Here is a 24,971-nt window from a genome sequence, read left to right on the forward strand (position 1 = left end):
TTTAGATTGATTATTAATTTAAGTATAAAAAAATGATTTAATTAATATCAAAACCAAGTAAAACTAATTTAAGTTAGTTAGATTTATACTAAATTATTTTAGGATATTATAAAACAATTATTTAAATGTTATTTCAAATCTCAATGATTATTGTTTTATGAATAAATTACACATGATAAATACATATGAATACATATAATATACGATTTAATATTATTATTGAAGTATTCAAATTTATCATGAACAAAACTATGTTTATTTTGTATACTATAATAATATTTATTGATTACTACTATATTAATCTTTGTTATTATAAAAGTTACAAAAACAAAGTTATTTATAAAACAGCCCATAGATATCTAATCAAGAAATAAAATGTAGAAATAATCTATTATTAGTGAATTCACTGGAACATGATAGAATTAAATGTAAAGACCAATCATATTAAATAAAAATAGGAATTACAATCAAAAGGTAGAGATAAATTAATAAAGAAATACTTTTTAAAATGCTCTTTTAAGATTACCTAATGATATTTTAGCTCCATCAATTTGATTGAGAATAGCATCAACACGATTTTCAGTTATATCATAAGTATTGAATGAATTTAAGCTTTTACCTCGTAATTTAGTTGAAGAAGTTGTTCCTGCACTAATAAATAAAGTATTTTCAAATTTCCACAGATAAGGAACATGTCTATGACCACACATAACAATATCAACATTATTATCAATTAAAGACTTTAAAACATCCCCTGCATCGGATAAAACACTCTTTTCACGACCAGTTGAAGGAATAGGAATTACATGATGATGAATAGCCACAATAGAAAACAATGAATGAGTAACAGCCTCATCAAGAATATTTTCCATCCAAATCTGTTGAGCTCTACCTACATGTCCTTCATCAATATCAGGCTCACTACTATCTAAACCAATAAGAAGCATTTCCTCACCATTATCAATTTTTCTTGCCCAGTTACGCTCTCCAATTATCTCCTCAAATGATTCATTGCCAACATTACGAGAATCATGATTACCTGGAATTGAAAATAATGGTGATTTAAAAAGATTTAAATATTCTACAACTTCCAAATATTCAGAATAATAGCCTTTCTCTGTAAGATCCCCAGTTAATACAATTAAATCAGGCTTTAAGCTATTAATCTCATCAACTATATAAAGTAATGAATCTTTATTAAATCCTTTGGTACCAACATGCAAATCCGAGATATGTGCTATAAATGTCATTTTATCTTTTTAGTATTGTTGTTAATATGATTTAATAGCTATTTAATAATCTATTTTGATAGCTATTTATATAATTAATTTAATAATCTATTTTGATAGCTATTTATATAATTAATTTAATAATCTATTTTGATAGCTATTTATATAATTAATTTAATAAAGACTTAATAAATTAACTATTGATTTAATTTCAAAATAGCTTCTGCTAAATCACCATTAGTAGATAATAATGCTTTTTCTGCTTCTTCTTCACTGACATTTCCTTGATTTGCAACCATTTCAATATCTTCTTTAGGAATAATTAATTCAGTCTCAATATCTACTTCAACAGCATGCCCTGTGATTTGATAAGTCTCCTGACCCATTACATTCATTAAATTAACTTCAGCATCAGAAATTATCAATTCCTTATCTTCAAAACGAATAATAACTTCTTTAACACCAGGAAGATCTTGCATATTCATTCCCATCTTCTTCATTTGACGTTCCATTTGCTTTGCTTGTTTTGCATTCATACCAGGTATCATAAAAATCCTCAAAAAGTTATATAAAATATATAAAATCATTATTTAAACTAAATTATAAAATTTAAATTTAATTAAAGCTAATATTTTTAACTAAAATATAAATTTAAATAAATATTAATCTAACAATATTCATTATAATTAATAGTATTAATATTATATATTAAACAATTTATAAATTTTTGTATTACAAATACAAATGCGAAATTTAATTACTCACTACACATCAATTCCCAATTTATTCCAAACTTATCAGTGAATAAAACATATAATGAGCTGAAAAATGTCGGACCCAAATCAATATGTACAGTTGCTTCTTCATTTAAACCATCAAAAATATAATTAACTTCTTCTTTAGTTTTTAGCTTAATAGCTAAAGCCATATTGTTACCAGGAGCATAATTTTCAGGAATATCAGAAAAAAGAAAAGTAGTATTATTTATAATCATTTCACCAATAAGAACCATGTTCTTTTCTTTATCATTCATTGAGGCACTATCAAATCTTGATTCAACATCTTTATATTTAACCATTTTAAGATCAGAACCATTGAATAGATCTTTATATATTTTCATTGCTTCTTCACAATTACCATTAAACATAACATGTGGTCCAACTACCATAAAATATCACATTCCAAATTGTTATTTAAAGTTTTATTTATAACTTCTGTAAAATTAAATATGCAAATAATTAAATAAAATAATATTTGAAATAATTTAGAAAAATAAGCTTCATATTATAGCATTTTTCTAAATAAAAAGAATATTAGAAATATTTAATTAAAAATATAATTAGAGTTTAAAAATCTAACCAGAATAATAGTTCATCACGATTAATTGTAAGTCCTACTGTATATGATTAATTATGATTAATTGTAAGTCCTACTGTATATGATTAATTATGATTAAACTATATATAAATTAGTTGCAAATATTATATATTGCCTTTTCTAGTTTTTATTGCTTGTCCAACATTAAAATCCATGATTTCATTATAATTAAGTAAAGATTTACCAAAAGCTAATAATTCATCATTTTTATTTACAATTAAAACTTCATCATTTGCTTTAATCTTTTTATCACAATCAATGACAAATTTTGAGAAAACACTTTTACCTTCTTTTGCAAAGCTTTCAGAATCTTCATTTACGATTACTCTGTTATCTGGATATTTCATGATTCTATGAAGTCTTCTTGCACCTTCAAGAGCAAGAACAAAAAAACTATCATGGGCGCGCATATTCGCCACAAGCTCTCCACTAGAGTAGACATGCCTAATTTTGCCTGTTTTTTTACTTTTTTCTATTTCAATCTTACCTTCAAAAAGTGCTTTTCCTGCTCCTTTTCCAAATTGATAATCTGCAATAGCTATTATTTTCTCATGATCTGTTAATTTAAATTTAACTTCATTTGATTGAGGATGTATAGTAAATAAACCTAAATTAAATTTATCAACAACTTTATTATGTACCAATGTCTGAGAATAGTTCATTTCAATGAAATTTAATATAAAATCTTCTACAAATTCAAGACTTTCAATATCTGAAATTTTTGGAGATTCATTTTGAGATAATGGATAAACTTCATCAATATTTAAAGGTATTAAGCAAAATGGGATGTCTGCAACCATAAAATCGGTGTTATCTAAATCAATATCCTTTTCTTCACCATAAACATAGAAATCTCCAAGATCATTTTGTAAATATTTTGAATAAGGTTTTCTGGAATTAGGTAAAATAACAAGATTTTTCTTTTTATCCATATTATTTAATTTATTTAAATGTCTTCTAATTTCAGGACGAGCTAATGACTCAGAACCAGTATAGTAAAATGCAGATTTTTTAACTCTTGGATCATAAGTTTCCAAATCGTCCGAATACTCTTTAAGTCTTCGATAAGCATCAAGAAGCATTGGATGAACCCTACATCTCTCCTCAACAAGTTCCATCAAATTTCCATCATAAATAGCTTGTTTAATAAGCCTTATTTCTGCAAAACTCACATTTAAATTATGTTCAGCTATTAAGTTCACTCTTTCTTTTTTATCCATATTTCTTAAATCATCAGGAGTATACTTTGTGCATATTTCACATGAACAAGGCATTTCTTGTAAGTTCTCTAATTTATATGTTCCCCTTGTTGTTAAAAACCTATCATCTTCTGCATACAATATATAAGCTGCTGAATCAAACAAATCACAGCCCATTGCAACAGCCAAAGCAAATATCATAGGATGACCTGCACCCATGAGATGTCTTGGTTTAGAATCTGGAAGATGTGAAATAGAACTCATTACAACATCCACTAAATCAGAATAATGATACATTTCCATTAATGGAACAACTGCACCAATAGGATACAAATCACAATCAAGCTTTGAAAGTTCATCCGCACAATAGGCTCGAAGTTCAGAGAAAGTTGAACCTTGAACAACAGAATTTAGAAGCATTTTAATATTATGTTCATCCTTATATTCTTTAGCTTCTTTTGCCCTCTCTAATGTCACATCCATATCAGATTTTGCCTTTTCAAATGTAACATAAGGTGCTGTTGGAATATCTAATGATGTGCCAATGTCTGTTTTTATTAACTCCTGAAATTCCATAACTTCTTCATTGGATATATCAACATCACCATATACAGAAAGCTGGAATGAGCCAGAATCAGTCATAACAGGACCATCAAAATTAATTAAATTATGAACTCCATCTTCAATAGCTATTTGCTTTAAATTTTCATCTTTATAAATTAAATAAGCATTTGTAATAACAATTTCTGCACCAAGCTTACCAACATCTATTGTTTGCTTTCGAGGATGTATAACTGGCATTAAAGCTGGAGTTCTGACCTCTCCATGTGCTGTTTTTAAAATTCCTATTCTCCCTTTAGCATCTTTACTTTTTATTTCAAACATGATATCCCTTCCTTAATTTAATAATACCTTAATTCAATAATAGTTAGGCAGTATTTTATTTATTATATGTTAACTAGATATTAGGTTAATTAATCAAATTAAATATCATTAGTTCAATACTACCTACTAATAAATTTTAAACAAAACTATTTAAATCATTCTTAAAATTCAAATTAAGAATATTACACGATTAAAAAATTATTTCAAAGATAAAACTATAATTAAATCAAAATTAAATAATTTCAAAACATGCTAAAATTTCAAAACAATGATAAAAATAGAATAATTATGAAAATTATTCTTTGAAAATTATTCTTAATAAACTATTTTAATTAATCTATAACACATATCTTATTTATAAACTATCATTAATTGAATTAATTGAGAAAGGATTCTAAATTATTAGACATAGCTATTACCCTATCCTTAGAATTATTTTTAAAATTAGAGCTGTCTTTATTTTGAGGAGCAATAATATAACATGCTTCTTTAGATTTAGTATCTTCAATACCAATAGCATTGAGATTTCTTAAAACTCTCCTTTTTAGTTTCCCCTCTTCAATATCTTTATCTAAAAAAATAGGAGTTTTAACAGCAGAAGAAATTTTATAAGTCCCTCTTGCATCCGCACGCTCTTGTTGTCTATTTTTAAAAATAGTTATGGAATCTAAATCCAAATGAGGATCTTTAAAAGGAATTCCAATATCAGATAATCCAATCATTCTTTCAATATCAAAATCCAAAGAGTTAGTAATTTTATTAGGATTTTTAGATGCTATGGTTCCACCAGTATTCCTTCCAAAAACAGGACCTTCCCCAACATGAAATCCTGCTAAAATAAAAGCAGATCTAACTGGAATAGCTGAAGTATATGTTGCAATTATTCCATCATATTTGATTACACGATAAAGTTCTTTAAAAAAATCTAAAGAATATAACTCAGGAGTTAATTTAGGTGAAAATGCATCGAGAAAAATAGCATCATACCTATTAGAATGTAAATTTTGGACAGCGATTCTTGCATCCTCAATAAATATATTAATGTCCAAATTATCAGAAATTTTAAAATCCACTAAATTTAAAGATAATAAATTTTTCTCAATTAATTTATTTTCAATAGCTTTTTTAATTAAATCATGTGATTCAATGGGACTTGGAATAAGTAATCCAATAGCTAATTTATATGGAGACAATTCAACCATATCAATTGATAAATTAGAATCATTACACTCCCCATGATTATTTATAAATTCCTGAATTAGTGCTGAAGAATTATATCCAAAGCCACTACAAATATCCAAAACATGAAATGCTGAAAAATCATTATCTCCAAGATTTAAGGGTTTCACAAACTTTTCAAAAGATTCAGAAATAGCACCAGTAGTTGTATGCATTGTTTCAGATTCACCATCATTAAAGTCAAAAGAATTTAATGTATAAGAACCATCATCAGTTTTAGTTAAAAACTTTACAATATTTTTTGATAAATCATCCCGATAATCTTTATTTTTTGTTGAAACCTCTTTTAAAAAAAGATTACTGATTGATTTAATAAGATCATTAAAAAGATATTCACTATTAAAATTAATATTTTCATTTGAACTATTAGGATTAGTACCATTATTAGTATTTTCATTCAAGATATTAAAATTAATATTATTATTACTAGTATTATTAGTATTATTATTAGCATTATTACCAGTACTATTACTAGTACTATTACTAGTATTATTACTAGTATTATTACTAGTATTATTATTTTCATTCAAAGTATTATTGTTGTTTTTACTCAGAATATTTGATTTTAATTTATTATTATTCATTATAACACAAAATAAGGATAAATAAGGATAAATAAATATTAAAGCATAGAAAGTGGAAATTATAAAATAATTGAAAAAAAGAATTTGCAATAATACTTAATTTATTATTCATTCCACAGTCACACATTTAGCTAAATTACGAGGTTTATCTGGATCTAAGCCACGATAGACACTAACATAATAAGATAACATTTGTAAAGGGACAATATATACTAATGGAGCTATTAATTCATCAACTTCTCTGTCAATGGTAAAAAGATCAGAAACATTGAGATCTTCAGTATTTTCATCTTCAGAGCATAATAAAATTACATCTGCTCCACGTGCTTGCACTTCTGCCATGTTAGTTAAAGTATGATAATAACTATCACCTTTTGGTGCTAAAACAAGAACTGGAACACAATAATCAATAAGAGCAAGTGGACCATGCTTCAATTCACCTGATGCATAGCCTTCTGCATGAATATAAGTTATTTCCTTTAATTTTAATGCTCCTTCAAGTGCAGTAGGATAAGATAATCCTCTTCCAAGGAAAAAGAAATTTGTAGGATATTTATATTTAATAGCTATCTCCTTAATCTTATCTTCATTGTTAAGTATGTTTTCAATGAATTTTGGAACTTTTTCTAATTTTTCAAGTAATTCATTGTAAAATTCAGTATTATTAATTTTATCTCGAGCAAGAAAAGCTGATAAAAGATAAATAGACACTAATTGACTCATGTAGGTTTTTGTAGCCGCAACTCCTATTTCAGGTCCTGCTTTAGTGTAAATAACATGATCTGCAATACGTGTGGCTTTACTTCCAAGGACATTAACAATAGCTATTGTTTTAGAAGTCCCTTTAACTAGTTCTAGTGCACTTAAGGTATCTGCAGTTTCACCAGACTGAGATATGAAAATAACTAATGTTTTATTATCTAATGACTTGGCAGAATATTTAAATTCTGATGCCAATACAACATCTGTTGGAATTTGAGCATATCCTTCAAATAAGTATTTTCCAGTTAGAGCTGCATGATAAGATGTCCCACAAGCTACAAAACAAATCCTATTAATATCTCCAACATTTTTAGCTATTTTTTCAATATCCTCTATTCCAGATAATGTATCCTTAACTACATTTGCTTGCTCATGGATTTCTTTTATCATGAAATGACCAAATCCTCCCTTTTCAGCCATTTCTTCAGTCCAATTAATAATATGAATCTCTTTATCAAGAACATTGTTATCTAAATCTTTTATGGTTACACTATCCTTCTCTAATGTAATGATTTCATTATCTTCGGGGAAAATAACCTTATTTGTGTATTTTAAGAATGCTGGAACATCTGATGCTATAAAATTTCCTTTATCGCCAATACCAACTACAAGTGGACTTTTTTTAGCTACTGCAATTATTTTGTTTTTGTCCCCGTTGAATATTGCTGCAATTGCATAAGACCCTTCAATTTTAGCTAATGTCTCAATCATTGCATGTTCAAAATCCATTCCAGTGCTAGTAAAATGTTCAAGTAAATGAGCTATCACTTCAGAATCAGTAGCAGACTTAAATTCATGCCCTTCCCTAATTAAACGAGCTTTAATTTCAGAATAGTTCTTAATTATTCCATTATGGACAATAGCTATATTATCATGACAATCTAAATGAGGATGAGCATTTATTTTATTAGGTTCTCCATGAGTCGCCCATCTTACATGTGCAATTCCCACATTTCCCTCAAGTTCATCTAAGTGTAAGTTTGAATCTACTTCATCAATTTTACCTGCACCTTTCTTTACATCGATCCCATCATTGTTGTTTAAAGTAGCTATTCCAACAGAATCATAACCACGATATTCTAATTTTCGTACAGCTTCTAAAAGAACAGGAGCCACTTCTTTATTTTTTACAATACATCCCACGATTCCACACATAATTTACACCACAATTAATACAATCAAAAGATTAAAAATTGACTCCATTAACAATTATTAATATTGAATACTGTTTTAGTTTTAAATTTAAAAAATTTATATTAAAATTTGAATAATTTATTAAATAAGTTATTTAAGTAAGTTATTAAATGATTTATATTACTATTAAATGATTCATATTATACTAAATATATTTATATTAAAATATTAATCAATAAGAACAATTAAAATCATTATTAAGATGTTTTCATTCATTAGATATTTAATCATACTATATTTGATAAGAATATAATAAGAAATTACTATGACTAAAAATTATATATCTTATTAAATACACATTAATTCTTATTTAATAAATTTCTATATTAACATATATTTCTTTATTAATTTATAATTTTCTATTAAAGAAGATATTAAAATATACTTGATATTAATATAAATGATTAAATACAAAAATACAATATAAAAATATATATTACATCAGTAATGTAGATTATATTAATAAAAACATATTATAATCCTATTCAATAATTTATTAGTAATAGTAATAAGTACATATATAAAATAAAAACAATACAAAATATAAGAATATTATGATAATTAGTAGATAATAATTTATTTATATATTAATTAAAGCTCTAAGTATTAAAAAATGTAATTTAAATATTTAAGCTATTTAAATTAATATTAATCTATAGTAAATTCTGTGATATAATGACAAACATAGGAACTAAAATATATTCTGGAAAAGCAAAAGACATATATAGCACCAATAATGAATATGAAGTTATAGTTAAGTTTAGAGATGATATAACCGCAGGAGACGGAGAAAGAAAAGATAATTTCCAAGGAAAAGGAAAATATAATTCATTAATATCATCTAAACTCTTTGAAATACTTGAAGAATCTAACATTAACACGCAATACATTAAACTGATTGAAAATTGCTCAATATTATCTAAAAATCTTAAAATGATACCATTAGAAGTTATATGTAGAAATATAGCTACTGGAAGTCTTTTAAAAAAGTTTCCTTTTGAAAAAGCTCAAAAACTCAAAGTACCTATAATTCAGATGGATTATAAAAACGATGAATACCATGACCCAATGTTAAATGATGATATAGCTATTGCATTAAAAATAGCTACGCAAGATGAGCTTAATCAAATAAGAACAATAACTTTAAAGATTAATAAAATATTAAGCGAATTTTTGAAAGAAAAAGGAATATTATTAGTTGATTTTAAACTTGAATTTGGAAAAGACTTGAAGGAAAACATTGTTTTAGGTGATGAAATAAGTCCTGATACATGTAGATTCTGGAACATTGAAACCTTAAAAACATTAGATAAAGACTCATTTAGGCAAGGTCAAAATCAAAATGAAGTTATGAGTATCTACCAACAAGTTTGTACAATGATTGTAGATGAAAATGACCTTAAAAAATGGAAAATTTAATTAATAAAAGCATTCATCATGCTTAAAATGCTTAAATTTTGTAATAGCTTTTGTTCAAACTTTTTCAAAAGTTTGTTTCAAATAGTTAAAATTATTAAAAATAGCTATTCATTTAATCAACATTTATTTAATACTAGATAAAATTTCTTTAAAACAATAATAGTGATAATTATGATATTTGATGTTGAAGTTAAGATTTCATTAAAAAAAGGAATGTTAAATCCAGAAGCAAGTACTATTGAAAGAGCATTAGATTTATTGGGATATAAGGTAGAGAATACTAAAACTATTGAAACCATTAAATTCCAAATTAAAGAAAATGATGCATCTAAAGTAGAAATAGAAGTAGAGGACATGTGTCAAAGACTACTCTGTAATCCAATAATCCATGATTATGAAATAAATATTTTGAATAGCTAAATTTTGATTATAAATTAATCACAATAATATAATTGAGGATAACAGAATGAAAGTTGGAGTTATACAATTTCCAGGATCAAACTGTGATAGAGATGTCTATCATGGAATAGAGCTTGCTGGAGGAAATCCAGAGTATATTTGGTGGAGTAAAAAAGATCTTAGCTATTTAGATGCAGTTGTAATTCCTGGAGGATTCTCTTATGGAGATTATTTACGTGCAGGAGCAATTGCATCTATTACACCAATCATTGATGGAATTAAATCACTTGCAAAAGAAGAAAAACCAGTTCTTGGAATCTGTAATGGTGCTCAAATACTTGCTGAGGTAGGATTAGTTCCAGGAATATTTACAGTTAATGAAAATCCAAAATTTAACTGTGAATGGGTTGATTTAAATGTCAGAACTAATAGAACACCATTTACAAAATACTTCAAAAAGAATGAATCTATTAAAATGCCAGTAGCTCATGCTGAAGGCAGATATTTTATAGATGAACAAGGTATGGATTTACTTAATGACCAAGACCAAATAGTTCTTCAATTTAATGATAAAAATCCAAATGGATCACTATTTGGAATTACTGGAGTTTGTGATGAAAGTGGATTAGTTTGTGCAGTCATGCCTCATCCCGAAAGAGCTTCGGAAGATATTTTAGGTTCAAGTGATGGTTTAAACTTCTTTAAAGGTATTTTAAAATAATGATTATAGTTTACTAGTTAAAGTAATCTTACTAATAAAGTAATCGGTGAAAATATGGTAGTTTATTTAATTGGTGCAGGTCCTGGAGATCCTGAACTTATTACCTTAAAAGCAGTTAAAGCTTTAAACAAAGCAGATGTTGTTATTTATGATAGATTAGCAAACGAAGAGTTGCTAAACCATGCTAAAGATGCTAAATTAATATATGTTGGTAAAAAAGCAGGTCAACATTATAAATCTCAAAAAGAAATAAATCAAATATTAATAGATAATGGCAAAACTAATCCAATAGTTGTTAGACTAAAAGGTGGAGACCCTTTTGTATTTGGAAGAGGTGGGGAAGAAATATTAAGTTTAATTGAAGAAAACATTTCATTTGAAGTTATTCCTGGAATTACCTCCTCTATAGGAGTCCCAACATCAATAGGATTGCCATTAACTCACAGAAAAATATCTACATCATTTACAGTTATAACCGGTCACGAAGACCCTACAAAAAAAGAGAAACAAGTGAAATGGGACTATACTGCAGATACTTTAATCATATTAATGGGAATTGGAAATATTAAAGAAAACACCAAAGAAATTATGCAACATAAAGACCCAAAAACTCCTGCTTGTGTAATAGAAAATGGAACATTACCTAATGAAAAAATCATATTTGGAACACTAGAAAATATTGCAGATAAAGAAATTAACACTCCAGCTATTTTGATAGTTGGAAATGTTATTGAAGTTTACAAAACCATTAAAAAATTTAAAGATGATAATACACAACAATAAGTAGAATAATATTAATAATAAATATAATATTATTATAACCATATTACTTGATTCCATTATATTTTATAACCTACTTACTATAACTCTATTAATAACATGGTGATAACAATGGTAGAAAATAACAATCAAAGACAAAAGACAATAGCTATTACACGACCTTTTAATAGAATCAATGAAGCAGTAGAACTTGTAAAATCATATGGGGCAGAACCATTTATTGCTCCCACATTAGAATTAGAATTAACTAATTCTAAAACCCTTAAAAAATTGATCAATAGCCTTGATAAACTTGATTGGATAATTTTCACATCCCCCACATCTATCGAATCAATTCTTACATTTTATCCTGATTTTAAAGGTAAACTAAATGAGAATTGTAAAATTGGAGCTATTGGTTCTAAAACAAAAGAATCTCTTGAAAAAGAAGGTTTAGATGTTGATTTAGTTCCTAAAGTTTATACTGCAGAAGGAATTGTAGAATCTTTCAAAAATATTGATATTTCAGGAAAATTAATAGGAATTCCAAGGACTTTAGATGCCAGATTAATATTACCCGAGAAATTAAAAGAAATGGGATCTAATGTGTTAATAGCTGAAGCATACAGATCAAGAATACCATTAGACACTCTTAGAATCGAAACATTAATCTCTAAAATAATAGCAGATGAAATAGATGCAATTACTTTCACCAGCCCCCTTACAGTAAAAAACCTATTTAAAATAGTTACTGACAACCAAAAAGATGAATTAATTAATAAATTATCTACTTCAACATTAACAGTAGCTATTGGTCCAATAACTTATGAAATATTAAATGAATATAATATTAGTGCAGTATATCCTGAAAAATATACTGTAAAAGATATGATACAACTATTATTTGAAACACTTTAATTAAGATAAGTTGAAATAATTTAATCCATTAATGGTACAATGAAAGAAAATTAGGAAAAATTAAAGGAGGAAAAATAAATATGGAAACTATAATATGGCCAGTTTATATAGATTCAACAAGATCTAGAAATCAAGGTAGAAAAATAGCTAAAAAAAATAGCATTCAAGAGCCTCGCTTAACCGAAATTTCAAGAGCAGCGAGAAATCTTAAATTAAATCCTAAAACAGAAGATGATAAATCTTATCCGAGATCATGGTGGGAAAATTCAGGTAGAATAATTGTAGAAAAGGGAGATTTAAGTAAAATTGAAGTTTTAATCAAAATAAGTTCAAAAATTAAAGAATCAAGAAAAAAATAAGAATAAAAATTAGCGTAAAACATAGTAAAACAAAATATAGTGAATAATACAAATATGGATACTTATGAATGAGCCATTAACAGAAATACCAAAAGAAATGGATAAATCATTTGAAAAAGCTAAAGAAATTATTCAAAATAGTGAAGACATTAAAATATACAGCCACATTGATTGTGATGGAATGTCTGCAGGAGCTATTTTGTCTACTATGCTAGATCGGCAAGAAAAGAATCATGAAAGCGAATTTGTTAGTTTAGATAAACTAGAAAATTTAGAGTTGGAACATGAATTAACAATATTCTCAGATTTAGGATCTGGACAGAATATTGATAAATTTGCAAAAAAATCATCTAAAATAATAATTCTCGATCACCACCCTCCAATAAGAAAGATAGAATATGGATCTATAGTTCCTTATGAGTTTTTAGAAATTAACCCTCTTTATTATGGAATAGATGGTTCCAACTATGTTTCTGGAGGAGGAATAAGCTATTTTTTAGCTAAAAAGTTTGATTATCTTGATTTAAGTTGGATTGGAGTTCTATCCGCAGTTGGAGATATGCAAAATAGTAGAAATGGAACTCTTGAAGGATTAAACTCCATTATACTCAATGACAGTATAAACCAAGGTTATGTTCAATCCATTAAAGACTTATCGCTTTATGGTCGTCAAACTAGACCATTATTTGTAGCATTATCGTATTTTAGCGATGTTAATCTCCCTATAACTAATAATAAAACTGAAGCTATTGCACTTATGAAAGATATTGGAATTAAACGGAAAAATGGAGATAAATTTGTAACTTTAAGTGATTTAACTGATATAGAAAAAGGAAAGCTATTTTCAGAACTTGTAAAGATGTTGTCTAAAGAAGTTCCAAAAAAATATGTTCATTATGTTCCAAAACTTGTAGCAGCTGATTCTTATGAATTTTTACAAGAGGAAAACAAAACTTTTCTTAGAGATGCATCTGAATTTTCGACAGCTATGAATGCATGTAGTAGAAATCAAAGAGAAGATATCGCGATTAAAATACTTAAAGGAGATAGAATAGCTGCATTAGATGAACTTGAAGTCATATCAAAAGACCATAAACGATACTTAGCTCAAAATATCCAAAAAATTGAAGATGATGATTTAATCATAGAAAAAGAAAATATACAGTATTTTGATGGAAATGGAATAAAAAGTTCAGTTGTTGGAACAATTGCTGGAATGATACTTAGCTATGGAAACTGGAGAAAGCCAATAATTGGATTTACCGAAGTAAGCGAGGAAAATAGTGATTTAAAAGTATCTTTAAGATGTTCAAGACTACTTGCATATGATGGAATACATTTTGGAAACATAATAAGAAAAATATCTAATTCTGTTGGAGGAAGTGGTGGTGGACACTCTGTTGCCTGTGGAGCATATATTCCTGGAGAAAAGAAAGAAGAATTTTTAATGAAATTTAATGAAAGTTTAAATGGAATAATTTAATAAACACAATAGTAAACATAACAGGAAAAAATAATCATAACACAAAAAGTAACTTAACACATAATATACAATATATTAAGGAGATAGCTATCATGAAAATCTTTAAAAAAAGAGGTGCAATGACTCATTTTCAGATATTAAGTGAAATATCCAAACAAGAGCCTCACCTTCGCCAAAAAGACCTTGCATTTAGACTTGGAATTACAGTTCAAGCAGTTTCAGAAAATATTAAAACACTGATTGATGAAGAATACATCAGTTCCAGTGATGGACGTTCCCCATACAAAATAACTCAAAAAGGAATAGTTAAGGTTAAAAAAGAAGCATTGAACCTTAAAAATTATGCCGATGATGTTTTAGAAACAATGAATTACTACAAATCCATATGGCCTGCAATAGCTACAGAAAATCTTAAAAAAAATGATTCTGTGGGTATTTACATGGATAACGGAGTTCTTTATGCAACAAAAAAGCAACAAAATGCAAATGCCATTGTGTTAAATGATACAAATATTAATGAAGATGTTGCTTTAACATCCCTTACTGGAGTAATAGATTTAGAATCTGGGCAAATTGTAATAATAACACTTCCAACTATTAAAGAAGGAGGATCAAAAGTAGCAGACTTAGATTTAATAAAAACTGTCTATGAAGATGGACTTGAAAAATGGGGAATAAATTCAAAATTTGATAAAGTAGGAATTATGGGGACAATATCTCGTGCAGTAGCAACAAAATTAAATTTACCAATAGATTTAGAATTTGCAATAACCCCCTCAAGTGTATCTGCAGCTAAAAAAGGACTAAATATTTTAATTTTATCAGTAGGAAACATGACCAAAAGTATTACAAAAGGACTAGATAATGAGAATATTAAATATAATATTGTTGATGCACATAAATAAAAAATAATAATAAAATAAAAAATAATAATAAAATAAAAAATAATAATAAAATAAAAAATAATAATAAAATAAAAAATAATAATAAAATAAAAAATAATAAAATAGTATTATATTTATTTTTAATCTATTTTACTAAATTATACTAACTTATTAGATATTTTATTCTTCTTTAACTAATTTTAATAATGCTGCTGCAATATCAATGGAATTATATCCATTTTCCATTAAATTTTCAATTATTTTAATATTTTTATCCAAGTTTTCATTAGTTATAATATTTACAACTTTATCTAAAACTAAGTTAGATTTAACTTTTTGAATATCACTTAATGAAGGTATTTTTTGTTGTTTAATTTTAGTTTTAGCATATCTTTGGATATCCCGTAGTTTGTATATTTCTTTTCCTGCAACGAAAGTAAATGCATAGCCTGTTTTTCCAGCTCTTCCAGTTCTTCCAATACGATGAACGTAGTATTCATTGTCATTTGGAACATCATAATTAAAAACTGCTTCAACATCTGAAACATCAATTCCCCTTGCAGCAACATCAGTTGCAACGAGGATTTCTATTTGACCCTTTCTGAACTTACCCATTACTTTATCTCTTTGACTTTGACGCATATCACCATGAATACCATCTACCTGGTATCCTCTACTTTTAAGATCTCTTACTAACCTATCAACTTTTCTTTTTGTATTACAAAATACTAGAGATAGTTTAAAGTCATATATGTCCATTAAACGGTCTAGAGTTTCAAGCTTAACTCTTTCTTTTGCTTCAAAATAGAACTGCTCAATTTCTGGTACAGTTACATGATGTTGAGATGCTCTTAAGTGTTTAGGATGGTTTTGAAAGTTATTAGCTAATCTTTTAATAGCTTTCGGAATAGTTGCAGAAAATAATAAAGTTTGTCTACTTTTCGGAGTATTTCTCAAAATATCCTCAATATCTTCTCTAAATCCCATATCAAGCATTTCATCTGCTTCATCTAAAACAGCTATTTGTATTCCAGATAAATCCAGTGTTCTTCTTTTAATATGGTCAAGTAATCGTCCAGGAGTTCCAATTATTATATGCACTCCTTTTTTAAGAACACGTAATTGTCTTCCAATAGGCTGACCACCATATACTGGAAGAATATAAAGCTTTCTCATAGAGGCTGAAAGTCGTCCTAACTCCTCAGCTACTTGAATACATAATTCACGAGTAGGACAAATTACAATAGCTTGAGGAGACTTATCCTCTATGTTAATCTTTTCTAATAGAGGAATTCCAAAAGACACTGTTTTTCCAGTTCCTGTTTGTGCTTGCCCTATAATATCTTCTCCTTTTAGTGCAACAGGTATAGTTAAAGATTGAATAGGAGTTGGTTCTTCAAAACCCATATCTTTAATTGCATTTTTAATGTTATCTGATACTTCAAAATCTTCAAATGATAATTGTTCCATTTTACTCTTCTTCCTTTTAAGTAATAATTCATTTAAACAATTTATAATTATTAAAAACAACATAAATAGTGTTAATCAACATATATTATGAATTATTAAATTAAGAATTATCTAATACAATATAGCTAACAATAAATCAAATAATAAATAATTGTGATAATATAATAATAAATAATTATAATTAGTTTAATATTAATCGATTAAACTAAAATTTAAACAATGAAATTAGAAATCTAATTAAAATACGAATAAATATTCCATAAATTCAATCAAATAAACATACATATATTAATCAAATAAAAATTATTAATAATTATGATTAAGATAATAAAAATATATTTATAATTCATGCTAAAATTAGTTATAATCAATAACATTTAAACTATGTAATTACTACCATTTATATTAATCGCTTTTAAAGATTAAAAATGAAAAATAAAAAAGAGTTAAATAAAGAAGAGTATTAACTTATTTAATTAAAAATGTTCACAGTAGCTTTGAAACCGACATTTATTACATTTATTTTTATTTTTTGTTGGAATAAATGGTTTTATTCCTTCAAATAAACCATTCATCCTATTTATTAAAAATTTAATAGAATTTTCATTATTTTCATCAAATTCATCTATCCAAAATATATTATCAGTACCTCTCTCTCGAAGAGCCACCTTAATTTTACGATTATCCTCTCCAATCATTGATTTAAAAGCTAAAGCATAAGCTAAAACTTGATTTATTAATGAGTGATAAGGTATCTTTCCTGGCTTATCATCAATTATTATAAATTCACTAGGCATCATCCATATTTCATCAATATAACCCATGATCCCATGAATTTCAGATAAAACAAAAAATTCTCGAGATATAATCTTTTCTTCTTTAGAATAGCCAAGTGTTTCACTAAATGTACATTCAACTGCAATTTCATTAAATTTATCCTCAAGTTTCTTATGTTCTTTAACCCCCTCAACCATAGCTTGAGTAGGCATAGTTTCAATTTTCTTAAAATGTTCTAAATACAAACTATATTCACAATACCCTTGTTGGTTCAACCAACTAATTGGAAATAAATTTTTTTCATTTAAAATTTGAATTCCTTTAATCTCAGCATGATTTTTAAGATTATGCTCCTTTCGATTTCTAACAAGTTTGTATTTCATTAACTCACCAAATATAATATTTAAGCAGATATGATAATTATTTAAATTATGTAGTAAGTATATGTAAGTATATAGTAATATATTTACTAATTAGTTTAATATCATGTAATAAGATGTAATAAGTCATTTAATTATATTAACTTATATTTTATTTAATATTTGAAATGATGCATGGTTAACAAATAAATTAATAAATTAATAAAACTAGATATAAATAACATGAAAGGAAATTCTTCAAAAAAATTGATATTTATTATTATAGCTATTATATTCTCAACTATGATGTTTTCAAGCCATTTTATAGCTAATACTAACAGTGTTTATAGTTTTATAGAGAACAATGAAACTACAAATGAAATTTCAGGTGAAAAACCTCTTCCAACTCAAAATAATTCAAATAATGAATCTAACAATCAAACAAAAGTTAAATACGAGGTAAAAGGTTATTGTGATTATATAGTAGATGGAGATACTCTTGATGTTGAAGGAGTAGGAAGAATTCGCCTTGTGGGAGTAGATACCCCTGAAAGAAATGAATCAGGATACCAAGAAGCAAAAGATTACATTAAAGGTAAATGTCTTGGAAAAACACTCTATTTAGATATTGATAATAAAAAAAATAAAGATAAATATGGAAGAATTTTAGCTATTGTATATGTTAATGGAGTTAATATAAATAAAGAACTTCTTAAATTAAATTATGCAGAAGTATTATACATTCCACCATCAGAATTCCAAAAAGGGTTTGGAAAATACAATTAAAGCTAAAAAAATAGCCCATTTTATATTTAATAGCTATTATTTAATAGCTATTATTTAATAGTTATTTATTTTATAATTATATAATTATAATAGCTATTCCTCAACAACATTTGTTTTTGAAAGTTTATTTAAAATTCTATCTTTAGATCCACCAGTTAAGTATCCAATTAAAATGTCTAAAATAATAGGTAACCAATATAACTTAGATATATTTCTTAAAATAGCTTGAAAAAAAGAAATAGAACCTCCTGTATTAGATTTGACCTTTAAAAACATTAAATGTTTCCCAACAGTAGTTCCTTTTATTTTTTCAAGTAAAACAAAGTAAACAATAATTATTATTGGCAATAAATAAATAAAATAATTGTAAATCAAAAACATAGAATGTGGAATTACAATAAATGCTAATATTTGAGCAAAAATCCATAGAAATGCCGAAATAACAAAAAAATCAGCAATATACGCTATAATTCTCTTTTTAAATATACTTACCATACATATCAACTCAGATGTTTAATTACTATTTAAATTTGTAATAAGTATTATTTAAATTATGATAAATATATTTAAATTACAATAGAATTGTAAATTTATAATAGAATATATAAATTAATCAATAAATAATTTAAAAATGTGAATTAAGGGCATGATATACAATGATAGATATTAATGAAATAATAAAACCATTTAGATTTTTAGAATATGAAGATCGTGGATCACTTATATTAAATGTTGGCGAGTATTTAAATAGTATTTTTGAATTAAGAGCAGATGAAGGTTTTGAAGGGAATGGATATGATTGGGGATCACTTGCATTAGTTTTCTTAAATGAAGAAGTTCCTCATTTAAAAGAAGATATTGGATTTGATCCTGAAGGAAGTATGTTTTGCGTTTACTCAAAGAATTTAAAAGCACTTAAGGAATTTGCTGTTAAATTTCATGAAGCATGTGAAGATGAAGAATTAATAAAAAACCTCTTTTTAAAAGCAGAATTGGATTAATAGAGTTAAAAAGTAACCAGGGCATAATATGAAAAAAGTAATAGGAATTATAGTAATAATAGTCATTATAATTATAGTCGGATTTGGAATATTTGGCAATACTCCAAATAATGATGTAAAAACAAATAAAAGTCAATTTAAAGGATATCAAGTTGAAATTTCAGGTACAACATGGCATGTGATCATTGTTTCTAATAAAACATTTTCAGATTATGGAAGTGGAAGCAAAACATTTAATATAGGACCTGCAAATAATGTTCATGTAACAGCGAATAAAAAATCCCCATCAACTGCCAATACTACAGCACCTCTAGATGTATCAATTTTAAAGGATGGGAAAGTAGTTAATTCTAGTTCAGGATACAATAAATATGCAACAGTAATTTTAAGTTATAAAGAATAAAGTTAAAGAATAAAATGATAAAGTTAAAGGATACATTTAACAAACTCTTGGAACTGGATCCGCAATTGGAGCTTCTAGTATTCTAACTCCTCCAACTGGAGTTTCAACTAAAACATGTTTATCATTAGTTACTTCACCAATTATTTGAGCTTCTTTCCCATATTTATCTTTAGAAATAGCTTTTAATGTTTCTTCAGCCAAATCTGCTTTAACTCCCATTAAGACCTTTCCTTCATTTGCTACTTCATATGGATCTATTCCAAGCATGTCAGAAACTGCTTTAACTTGCTCTTTAACAGGTATCAATTCATCTTGAAGAAGAACCCCTACATTGGACTTATTTGACATTTCGTTAATTGCATTTGAGAGTCCTCCACGAGTAGGATCTTTCATCGCAGTTACCCCTCCAATTTCAAGTGCTTTCTCAACAATTCCCCACATAGGAGCTACATCTGATTTAAGATCTGTTTCAAAACCAAAACCTTCTCTAAAAGACATTAAAGACATTCCATGATCCCCAACACTCCCCGTTATTATGATTTTATCTCCTACTTGGAGTGTAGAGTCCCTAACTGCTTTTCCTTTTTCAACTATTCCTATACCTGTAGTTACCATAACTAATTCATCAATTTTTCCTTGTTCCATTACTTTTGTGTCTCCAGCTATTACTCCAACATCACATTCCATACATGTTTCATTTAAAGACTTGATAATCTTGTCTAAATCATCAATATCGAATCCTTCTCTTATGATCATAGCATTTGTAATAGCTAGTGGTTTTGCACCCATAACTGAAACATCATTAATGGTTCCTGCTGCTGAAATCCTACCAATATCCCCTCCAGGAAAAAACAATGGATTTATTGTGTGTCCATCAGTAGTCACTACAATTTCATGATTACCTAAAGGGATTGTGGCACCATCATCAAGGGAATCTAAACCTATTCCTCCATTAACTTCTTTTTTAGTTATGTTATTCAAAATAGTTTCAGATATCAGTTTTCCCATAACTTCTCCACCAGCACCATGTGACATTCCAATTTTCATAATATCTCCTGTAATCCATTAATATTATAATCTAATATATTATAATCTAATATATTATAATCTAATTAATATCTGCGAATATTAAACTACACTTGTAATCTAATTAATACCTATGACTCTATTAATTTATATTATATTAAGTATAATTATATTATTTTACATTAAGTATAAATTTTTAAATATTTAAATTTGAGGTTCATGTTGAAGTTATAATAAAATTTATAAATCTTATGAAACATAGAATAAATATAACTTAGGACTAAATATTAAATTTGACTAAATATTAAATTTAATAAAAAGAACATTTATATATTAATAAAACCAATATTTTGTTATCATACTTTTTAAAAGACTATTTTTCTTTTATTTTTATAATTAATTTAAAGAAAATATCTTATAAAAATAGCTAAAATATCTATAGAATAAATAATAGCTATTTATCCATAATCTTTTTAATGAAGATTATCTATTTATAAAATTAAATAAATATCAAGGTGAAACTATGGCAATATTTCAAGGAAAATCCACAAGAAAAGCAAGTGGTGGAAGAAGAAGAGCAAATCGTGGAAAAAAGAAATTTGAACTCGGAAGAGAACCAGCTGAAACTAGACTCGGCGATAAAAGGTTAAGAAAAATAAGAACTCGTGGTGGAAACGAAAAACTAAGATTAGCTTTAAACAATAAAATAAATGTTGTTGATACAAATAATCAAAAATCTCAAACACTTGAAATATTAAATGTTATTGAAAACAAAGCTAACCCAAACTATGTTAGACGAAACATTATTACTAAAGGTGCTGTTGTAGAAACAAATGTGGGAAAAGTAAAAGTTACTTCAAGACCTGGTCAAGATGGAGTTATTAATGGCACTTTAATCCAAGAATAATTCCATTATAAATATTCTTATTTTTGATTAATTACATATTATAATTTTAAAATAGCTATTAAATACTTAATAGCTACATAAAAATACTATTTCTGTTTAATTGAATTAAGTTACAATTAATATTTTATTTTAAGTTATTTTAGCCATTTATTACTATGAAAATACCTATTTTAAAATTAGTTTTATTCGTATATCCTAATATAATAAAATATAATTATAAATATGTAAACTTAATAATTATAGATAAAGATAGAATATTTATATCTAAATATACATATATCCAAATATAATAGAGAATTTATTTCATAGACAATATTATTAATAATTATAATAATGATTTAAGCATTAATTATTCAAATTAAATGGTGGGAATTTGGAAACTGAATCAAAAACACAAGAAAATCTCGAAGAATTAATTAGCCAAAGAGCTAGAAAATTCTTGAATTATTTAAATCCAAGTTTACCTGAGAATATGGAGCTTGAATACGAAGGATTTTATAGAAGAGGTTTTTTTGTAACAAAAAAGAGATATGCTGTTATTGAAAACAATAAAATAATTGCAAAAGGATTAGAGCTTGTTAGAAGAGATTGGGCACCTATTGCTAAAAATACACAACAAGCAATTCTTATGGCTCTCTTAAAAAATGGAGATGTTGATGAGGCAGTTAAAATAATCGAAACTACTTTAAAAAATATAAAAACTGGAAAAGTAGACATTAACAACATGATTATACACACACAAATTACAAAAAAGCTTTCAGAATACAAACAAATCGGTCCACATATTGTAGCTGCTGAACAATTACAGAAAAAAGGAACTGAAATTAGAAAAGGATCCATTATAAGATACATTATTGTTAAAGGCAAAGGATCAATAAGTAGTAGAGCAGTCCCTATTGAAGAGATAAATGGATATACATATGATGCCGATTACTATATTGACAACCAACTAATCCCTGCAGTAACAAGAATTATGACTTCCTTTGGCTACACTAAAGAAAGCTTGACTGAATTAAGTGAAAAAGAAAAACAAACAAATTTAGATGCATTCTTCTAAATTAAATTAATATTATTTTAAAAATAAATTAATTAAAAACAGTGAAAAACTGTTGAAAAATATTATTAAGTTTAAAAACAAATATAAAGACTGTTGAAAAATTAAAAACAAATATAATAATAGATAATAAGATTGATAATAATAGATAATTAAATAAGGATTATGGTGTAAGAATGGATAAAGTAGTGTTCTTTGATATAGATGATACATTATTAGATACATCAAATTTTGCTAAAATAGCTAGAGAAGCTGCAATTAATGCTATGGTAGATAATGGATTGGATTTGACTAATGAAGAAGCATATAATTTATTAAAAGAAATCATTGCTCAAAAAGGGTCAAATTATGATAAACATTTTAATGTTCTAACAAAAACTGTCTATGGTGAAGAAAATTATAAATTAATAGCTAGTGGAATGATAACATACCACAACGTGAAATTTGCTTTACTTAGACCATTTCCACGTACTAATGAAGTTTTAATTCATCTTAAAACCAAGGGATACAAGTTAGCAGTAATATCAAATGGCATAACTATAAAACAATGGGAAAAATTAGTTAGAATGAACTTACATCCATTTTTTGATAAAATAATAACATCTGAAGAAGTAGGCTTTGAAAAACCAAATAAAAGGATATTTGAAGAAGCTTTAAATGCCATGAACTGTTCATCAGAAAACAGTATAATGATTGGAAATAAATTTAAAGAAGACGCAATGGGTGGAGTAAATGCTGGAATGTCTTCAATCTTAGTTAATTCAAAAGTCACAGATGAAGAAAGAAAAAAAATAATAGATGAAAACATAAATATACAAATAATTGATAATATTGATGAAGTAGATAGTATTTTATAAACGAATCAAACTTTTTAAAAATGAGAAATCAAATATTTCTCTAAATTCCTTAGGGAAATAATCTTGTTGCATTTTCATTTTTCTTACTAATTTTCATGATTTAACAAATTAGCTATTTTTAGGTTAACCAAAACTTTTTTATATATCTTAATAAAATATTAAGTACTATATATTTAAATAATGAGGAACAATATGGCGAAAAAAGTCTTAAGTGAAAACATAGAAGAATATTTAGAAGTATTATATGATCATAGTGACAGTGATAACTATGTTTCCACTACCATAATATCCAAATCATTAAACATAGCCCCTGGCAGTGTTACACAAATGCTTAAAAAGTTGGAACAAGGAGAATACATCAATTATGAACCATATAAAGGTGCAATGCTATCAGATAAAGGATATAAAATAGCTAAAAAAATTAAAAGAAAACACCGAATCCTTGAAAAGTTCTTATCAGATGTTTTAAACATTGACGAAAAAAATATACATCAACAAGCCTGTGAAATGGAGCATTCTCTATCAGATGAAGCTGAAAGAGCAATGTGTCACTTAATGAAACATCCTGATGAATGCCCAGGTAAACAGTTAATTCCAGAATGTGATTTTGATTTTAATAACTGTGAAGAGTGTTTAGACAATGATGAAAGTATAGAGGAAATTGGAATTAGGTCTGATAATTTACTATCACTTACACAAATCACAGCGAATAATGAAGGAGAAGTCTTATTTATAAGAAGTAACTCCAATACATTAGATGAATTTAGTGAGGTATCTGTATGTATTGGGGCGAAAATAGCTATTATTGAAAATAATGTGAAGGAATCAAATAAGATCATTATAAAAGTAAATAACCAAAAAAAAGAACTAAAGAGAGAATTAGCAAATAATATCTTCTTAAAATTAAATTAAGGAAAATA

General features: G+C 26.4%; 25 protein-coding genes. 15 read left to right on the top strand and 10 right to left on the bottom strand.

The window, feature by feature from the left end; all coding sequences use genetic code 11:
* Positions 1 to 503: 503 nt before the first annotated feature.
* The 6 genes from MBFIL_RS03380 to glmS form a co-directional block, all read right to left on the bottom strand.
* Positions 504 to 1,250: a metallophosphoesterase family protein gene (locus MBFIL_RS03380; RefSeq protein ID WP_066971506.1), complete on the bottom strand. Its 747-nt coding sequence runs from the start codon at positions 1,248 to 1,250 to the stop codon at positions 504 to 506.
* 176 nt (positions 1,251 to 1,426) lie between these two features.
* Positions 1,427 to 1,777, bottom strand: a complete 351-nt coding sequence (locus MBFIL_RS03385; protein WP_066971508.1) for a nascent polypeptide-associated complex protein — start codon at positions 1,775 to 1,777, stop codon at positions 1,427 to 1,429.
* A 209-nt stretch (positions 1,778 to 1,986) separates the two neighbouring features.
* On the bottom strand, positions 1,987 to 2,397 hold the full coding sequence (locus MBFIL_RS03390) for a VOC family protein (protein WP_066971510.1): 411 nt from the start codon (positions 2,395 to 2,397) through the stop codon (positions 1,987 to 1,989).
* A gap of 313 nt (positions 2,398 to 2,710) precedes the next feature.
* A complete protein-coding gene (gene tgtA, locus MBFIL_RS03395; RefSeq protein WP_066971512.1) occupies positions 2,711 to 4,690 on the bottom strand; it encodes a tRNA guanosine(15) transglycosylase TgtA in 1,980 nt (659 codons plus the stop codon).
* A 377-nt stretch (positions 4,691 to 5,067) separates the two neighbouring features.
* A complete protein-coding gene (locus tag MBFIL_RS03400) occupies positions 5,068 to 6,513 on the bottom strand; it encodes an MnmC family methyltransferase (RefSeq protein WP_211261701.1) in 1,446 nt (481 codons plus the stop codon).
* Positions 6,514 to 6,621: 108 nt separating this feature from the next.
* Positions 6,622 to 8,430 carry a glutamine--fructose-6-phosphate transaminase (isomerizing) gene (gene glmS / locus MBFIL_RS03405; RefSeq protein ID WP_066971514.1) on the bottom strand — a complete coding sequence of 603 codons (1,809 nt, stop codon included), beginning with the start codon at positions 8,428 to 8,430 and terminating at the stop codon, positions 6,622 to 6,624.
* Positions 8,431 to 9,144: 714 nt separating this feature from the next.
* Between glmS and purC the strand changes: the two genes are divergently transcribed.
* From purC to MBFIL_RS03445, 8 genes are all read left to right on the top strand, one after another.
* Positions 9,145 to 9,888 carry a phosphoribosylaminoimidazolesuccinocarboxamide synthase gene (purC, locus tag MBFIL_RS03410; protein ID WP_066971515.1) on the top strand — a complete coding sequence of 248 codons (744 nt, stop codon included), beginning with the start codon at positions 9,145 to 9,147 and terminating at the stop codon, positions 9,886 to 9,888.
* A 171-nt stretch (positions 9,889 to 10,059) separates the two neighbouring features.
* On the top strand, positions 10,060 to 10,308 hold the full coding sequence (gene purS / locus MBFIL_RS03415) for a phosphoribosylformylglycinamidine synthase subunit PurS (protein WP_066971518.1): 249 nt from the start codon (positions 10,060 to 10,062) through the stop codon (positions 10,306 to 10,308).
* A gap of 46 nt (positions 10,309 to 10,354) precedes the next feature.
* The gene (gene purQ / locus MBFIL_RS03420) at positions 10,355 to 11,008 is read left to right on the top strand and encodes a phosphoribosylformylglycinamidine synthase subunit PurQ (protein WP_066971519.1); all 654 of its coding nucleotides are present in this window, start codon (positions 10,355 to 10,357) and stop codon (positions 11,006 to 11,008) included.
* 54 nt (positions 11,009 to 11,062) lie between these two features.
* The gene (gene cobA, locus MBFIL_RS03425; protein WP_066971521.1) at positions 11,063 to 11,791 is read left to right on the top strand and encodes a uroporphyrinogen-III C-methyltransferase; all 729 of its coding nucleotides are present in this window, start codon (positions 11,063 to 11,065) and stop codon (positions 11,789 to 11,791) included.
* Between the two features lie 108 nt (positions 11,792 to 11,899).
* Complete coding sequence (locus tag MBFIL_RS03430; RefSeq protein WP_066971523.1) at positions 11,900 to 12,685, top strand: uroporphyrinogen-III synthase; 786 nt, start codon at positions 11,900 to 11,902, stop codon at positions 12,683 to 12,685.
* An 80-nt stretch (positions 12,686 to 12,765) separates the two neighbouring features.
* Positions 12,766 to 13,044 carry a signal recognition particle protein Srp19 gene (locus MBFIL_RS03435; RefSeq protein WP_066971525.1) on the top strand — a complete coding sequence of 93 codons (279 nt, stop codon included), beginning with the start codon at positions 12,766 to 12,768 and terminating at the stop codon, positions 13,042 to 13,044.
* Between the two features lie 64 nt (positions 13,045 to 13,108).
* Positions 13,109 to 14,527 (top strand): single-stranded-DNA-specific exonuclease RecJ, encoded by a 1,419-nt coding sequence (gene recJ / locus MBFIL_RS03440; protein WP_066971527.1) that lies wholly within the window; start codon positions 13,109 to 13,111, stop codon positions 14,525 to 14,527.
* Between the two features lie 92 nt (positions 14,528 to 14,619).
* On the top strand, positions 14,620 to 15,432 hold the full coding sequence (locus MBFIL_RS03445; RefSeq protein ID WP_066971529.1) for a DUF7839 domain-containing protein: 813 nt from the start codon (positions 14,620 to 14,622) through the stop codon (positions 15,430 to 15,432).
* Positions 15,433 to 15,591: 159 nt separating this feature from the next.
* Here the strand turns inward: MBFIL_RS03445 and MBFIL_RS03450 are convergent, their stop codons facing one another.
* A complete protein-coding gene (locus tag MBFIL_RS03450; protein ID WP_066971531.1) occupies positions 15,592 to 16,881 on the bottom strand; it encodes a DEAD/DEAH box helicase in 1,290 nt (429 codons plus the stop codon).
* 476 nt (positions 16,882 to 17,357) lie between these two features.
* Complete coding sequence (locus MBFIL_RS03455) at positions 17,358 to 18,041, bottom strand: CRISPR-associated protein Cas4 (protein WP_066971533.1); 684 nt, start codon at positions 18,039 to 18,041, stop codon at positions 17,358 to 17,360.
* Between the two features lie 279 nt (positions 18,042 to 18,320).
* On the opposite strand from MBFIL_RS03455, the gene MBFIL_RS03460 reads away from it, so the two are divergent.
* Positions 18,321 to 18,803, top strand: coding sequence for a thermonuclease family protein (locus MBFIL_RS03460; protein ID WP_211261702.1), 483 nt, complete (start codon positions 18,321 to 18,323; stop codon positions 18,801 to 18,803).
* Positions 18,804 to 18,896: 93 nt separating this feature from the next.
* Here MBFIL_RS03460 and MBFIL_RS03465 read toward each other — a convergent pair whose 3' ends face one another.
* A complete protein-coding gene (locus MBFIL_RS03465; RefSeq protein WP_066971535.1) occupies positions 18,897 to 19,298 on the bottom strand; it encodes an RDD family protein in 402 nt (133 codons plus the stop codon).
* Positions 19,299 to 19,459: 161 nt separating this feature from the next.
* Between MBFIL_RS03465 and MBFIL_RS03470 the strand changes: the two genes are divergently transcribed.
* Together MBFIL_RS03470 and MBFIL_RS03475 are read left to right on the top strand one after the other, a co-directional pair.
* Positions 19,460 to 19,804, top strand: coding sequence for an Imm51 family immunity protein (locus MBFIL_RS03470; RefSeq protein WP_157078632.1), 345 nt, complete (start codon positions 19,460 to 19,462; stop codon positions 19,802 to 19,804).
* Between the two features lie 28 nt (positions 19,805 to 19,832).
* Positions 19,833 to 20,207 carry a hypothetical protein gene (locus tag MBFIL_RS03475; protein WP_066971537.1) on the top strand — a complete coding sequence of 125 codons (375 nt, stop codon included), beginning with the start codon at positions 19,833 to 19,835 and terminating at the stop codon, positions 20,205 to 20,207.
* A 36-nt stretch (positions 20,208 to 20,243) separates the two neighbouring features.
* Here MBFIL_RS03475 and hypE read toward each other — a convergent pair whose 3' ends face one another.
* Positions 20,244 to 21,254 carry a hydrogenase expression/formation protein HypE gene (hypE, locus tag MBFIL_RS03480; RefSeq protein ID WP_066971539.1) on the bottom strand — a complete coding sequence of 337 codons (1,011 nt, stop codon included), beginning with the start codon at positions 21,252 to 21,254 and terminating at the stop codon, positions 20,244 to 20,246.
* Positions 21,255 to 21,756: 502 nt separating this feature from the next.
* On the opposite strand from hypE, the gene MBFIL_RS03485 reads away from it, so the two are divergent.
* From MBFIL_RS03485 to MBFIL_RS03500, 4 genes are all read left to right on the top strand, one after another.
* A complete protein-coding gene (locus MBFIL_RS03485; RefSeq protein ID WP_066971541.1) occupies positions 21,757 to 22,140 on the top strand; it encodes a 30S ribosomal protein S8e in 384 nt (127 codons plus the stop codon).
* Positions 22,141 to 22,513: 373 nt separating this feature from the next.
* Positions 22,514 to 23,197, top strand: a complete 684-nt coding sequence (locus MBFIL_RS03490; protein ID WP_066971543.1) for a DNA polymerase domain-containing protein — start codon at positions 22,514 to 22,516, stop codon at positions 23,195 to 23,197.
* 173 nt (positions 23,198 to 23,370) lie between these two features.
* A complete protein-coding gene (locus MBFIL_RS03495) occupies positions 23,371 to 24,051 on the top strand; it encodes a TIGR02253 family HAD-type hydrolase (protein WP_066971544.1) in 681 nt (226 codons plus the stop codon).
* Positions 24,052 to 24,243: 192 nt separating this feature from the next.
* Positions 24,244 to 24,963, top strand: a complete 720-nt coding sequence (locus MBFIL_RS03500) for a metal-dependent transcriptional regulator (protein WP_066971545.1) — start codon at positions 24,244 to 24,246, stop codon at positions 24,961 to 24,963.
* Positions 24,964 to 24,971: the final 8 nt, after the last annotated feature.

Origin of the sequence: Methanobrevibacter filiformis (assembly GCF_001639265.1) — an archaeon.
Lineage (GTDB): Archaea > Methanobacteriota > Methanobacteria > Methanobacteriales > Methanobacteriaceae > Methanacia > Methanacia filiformis.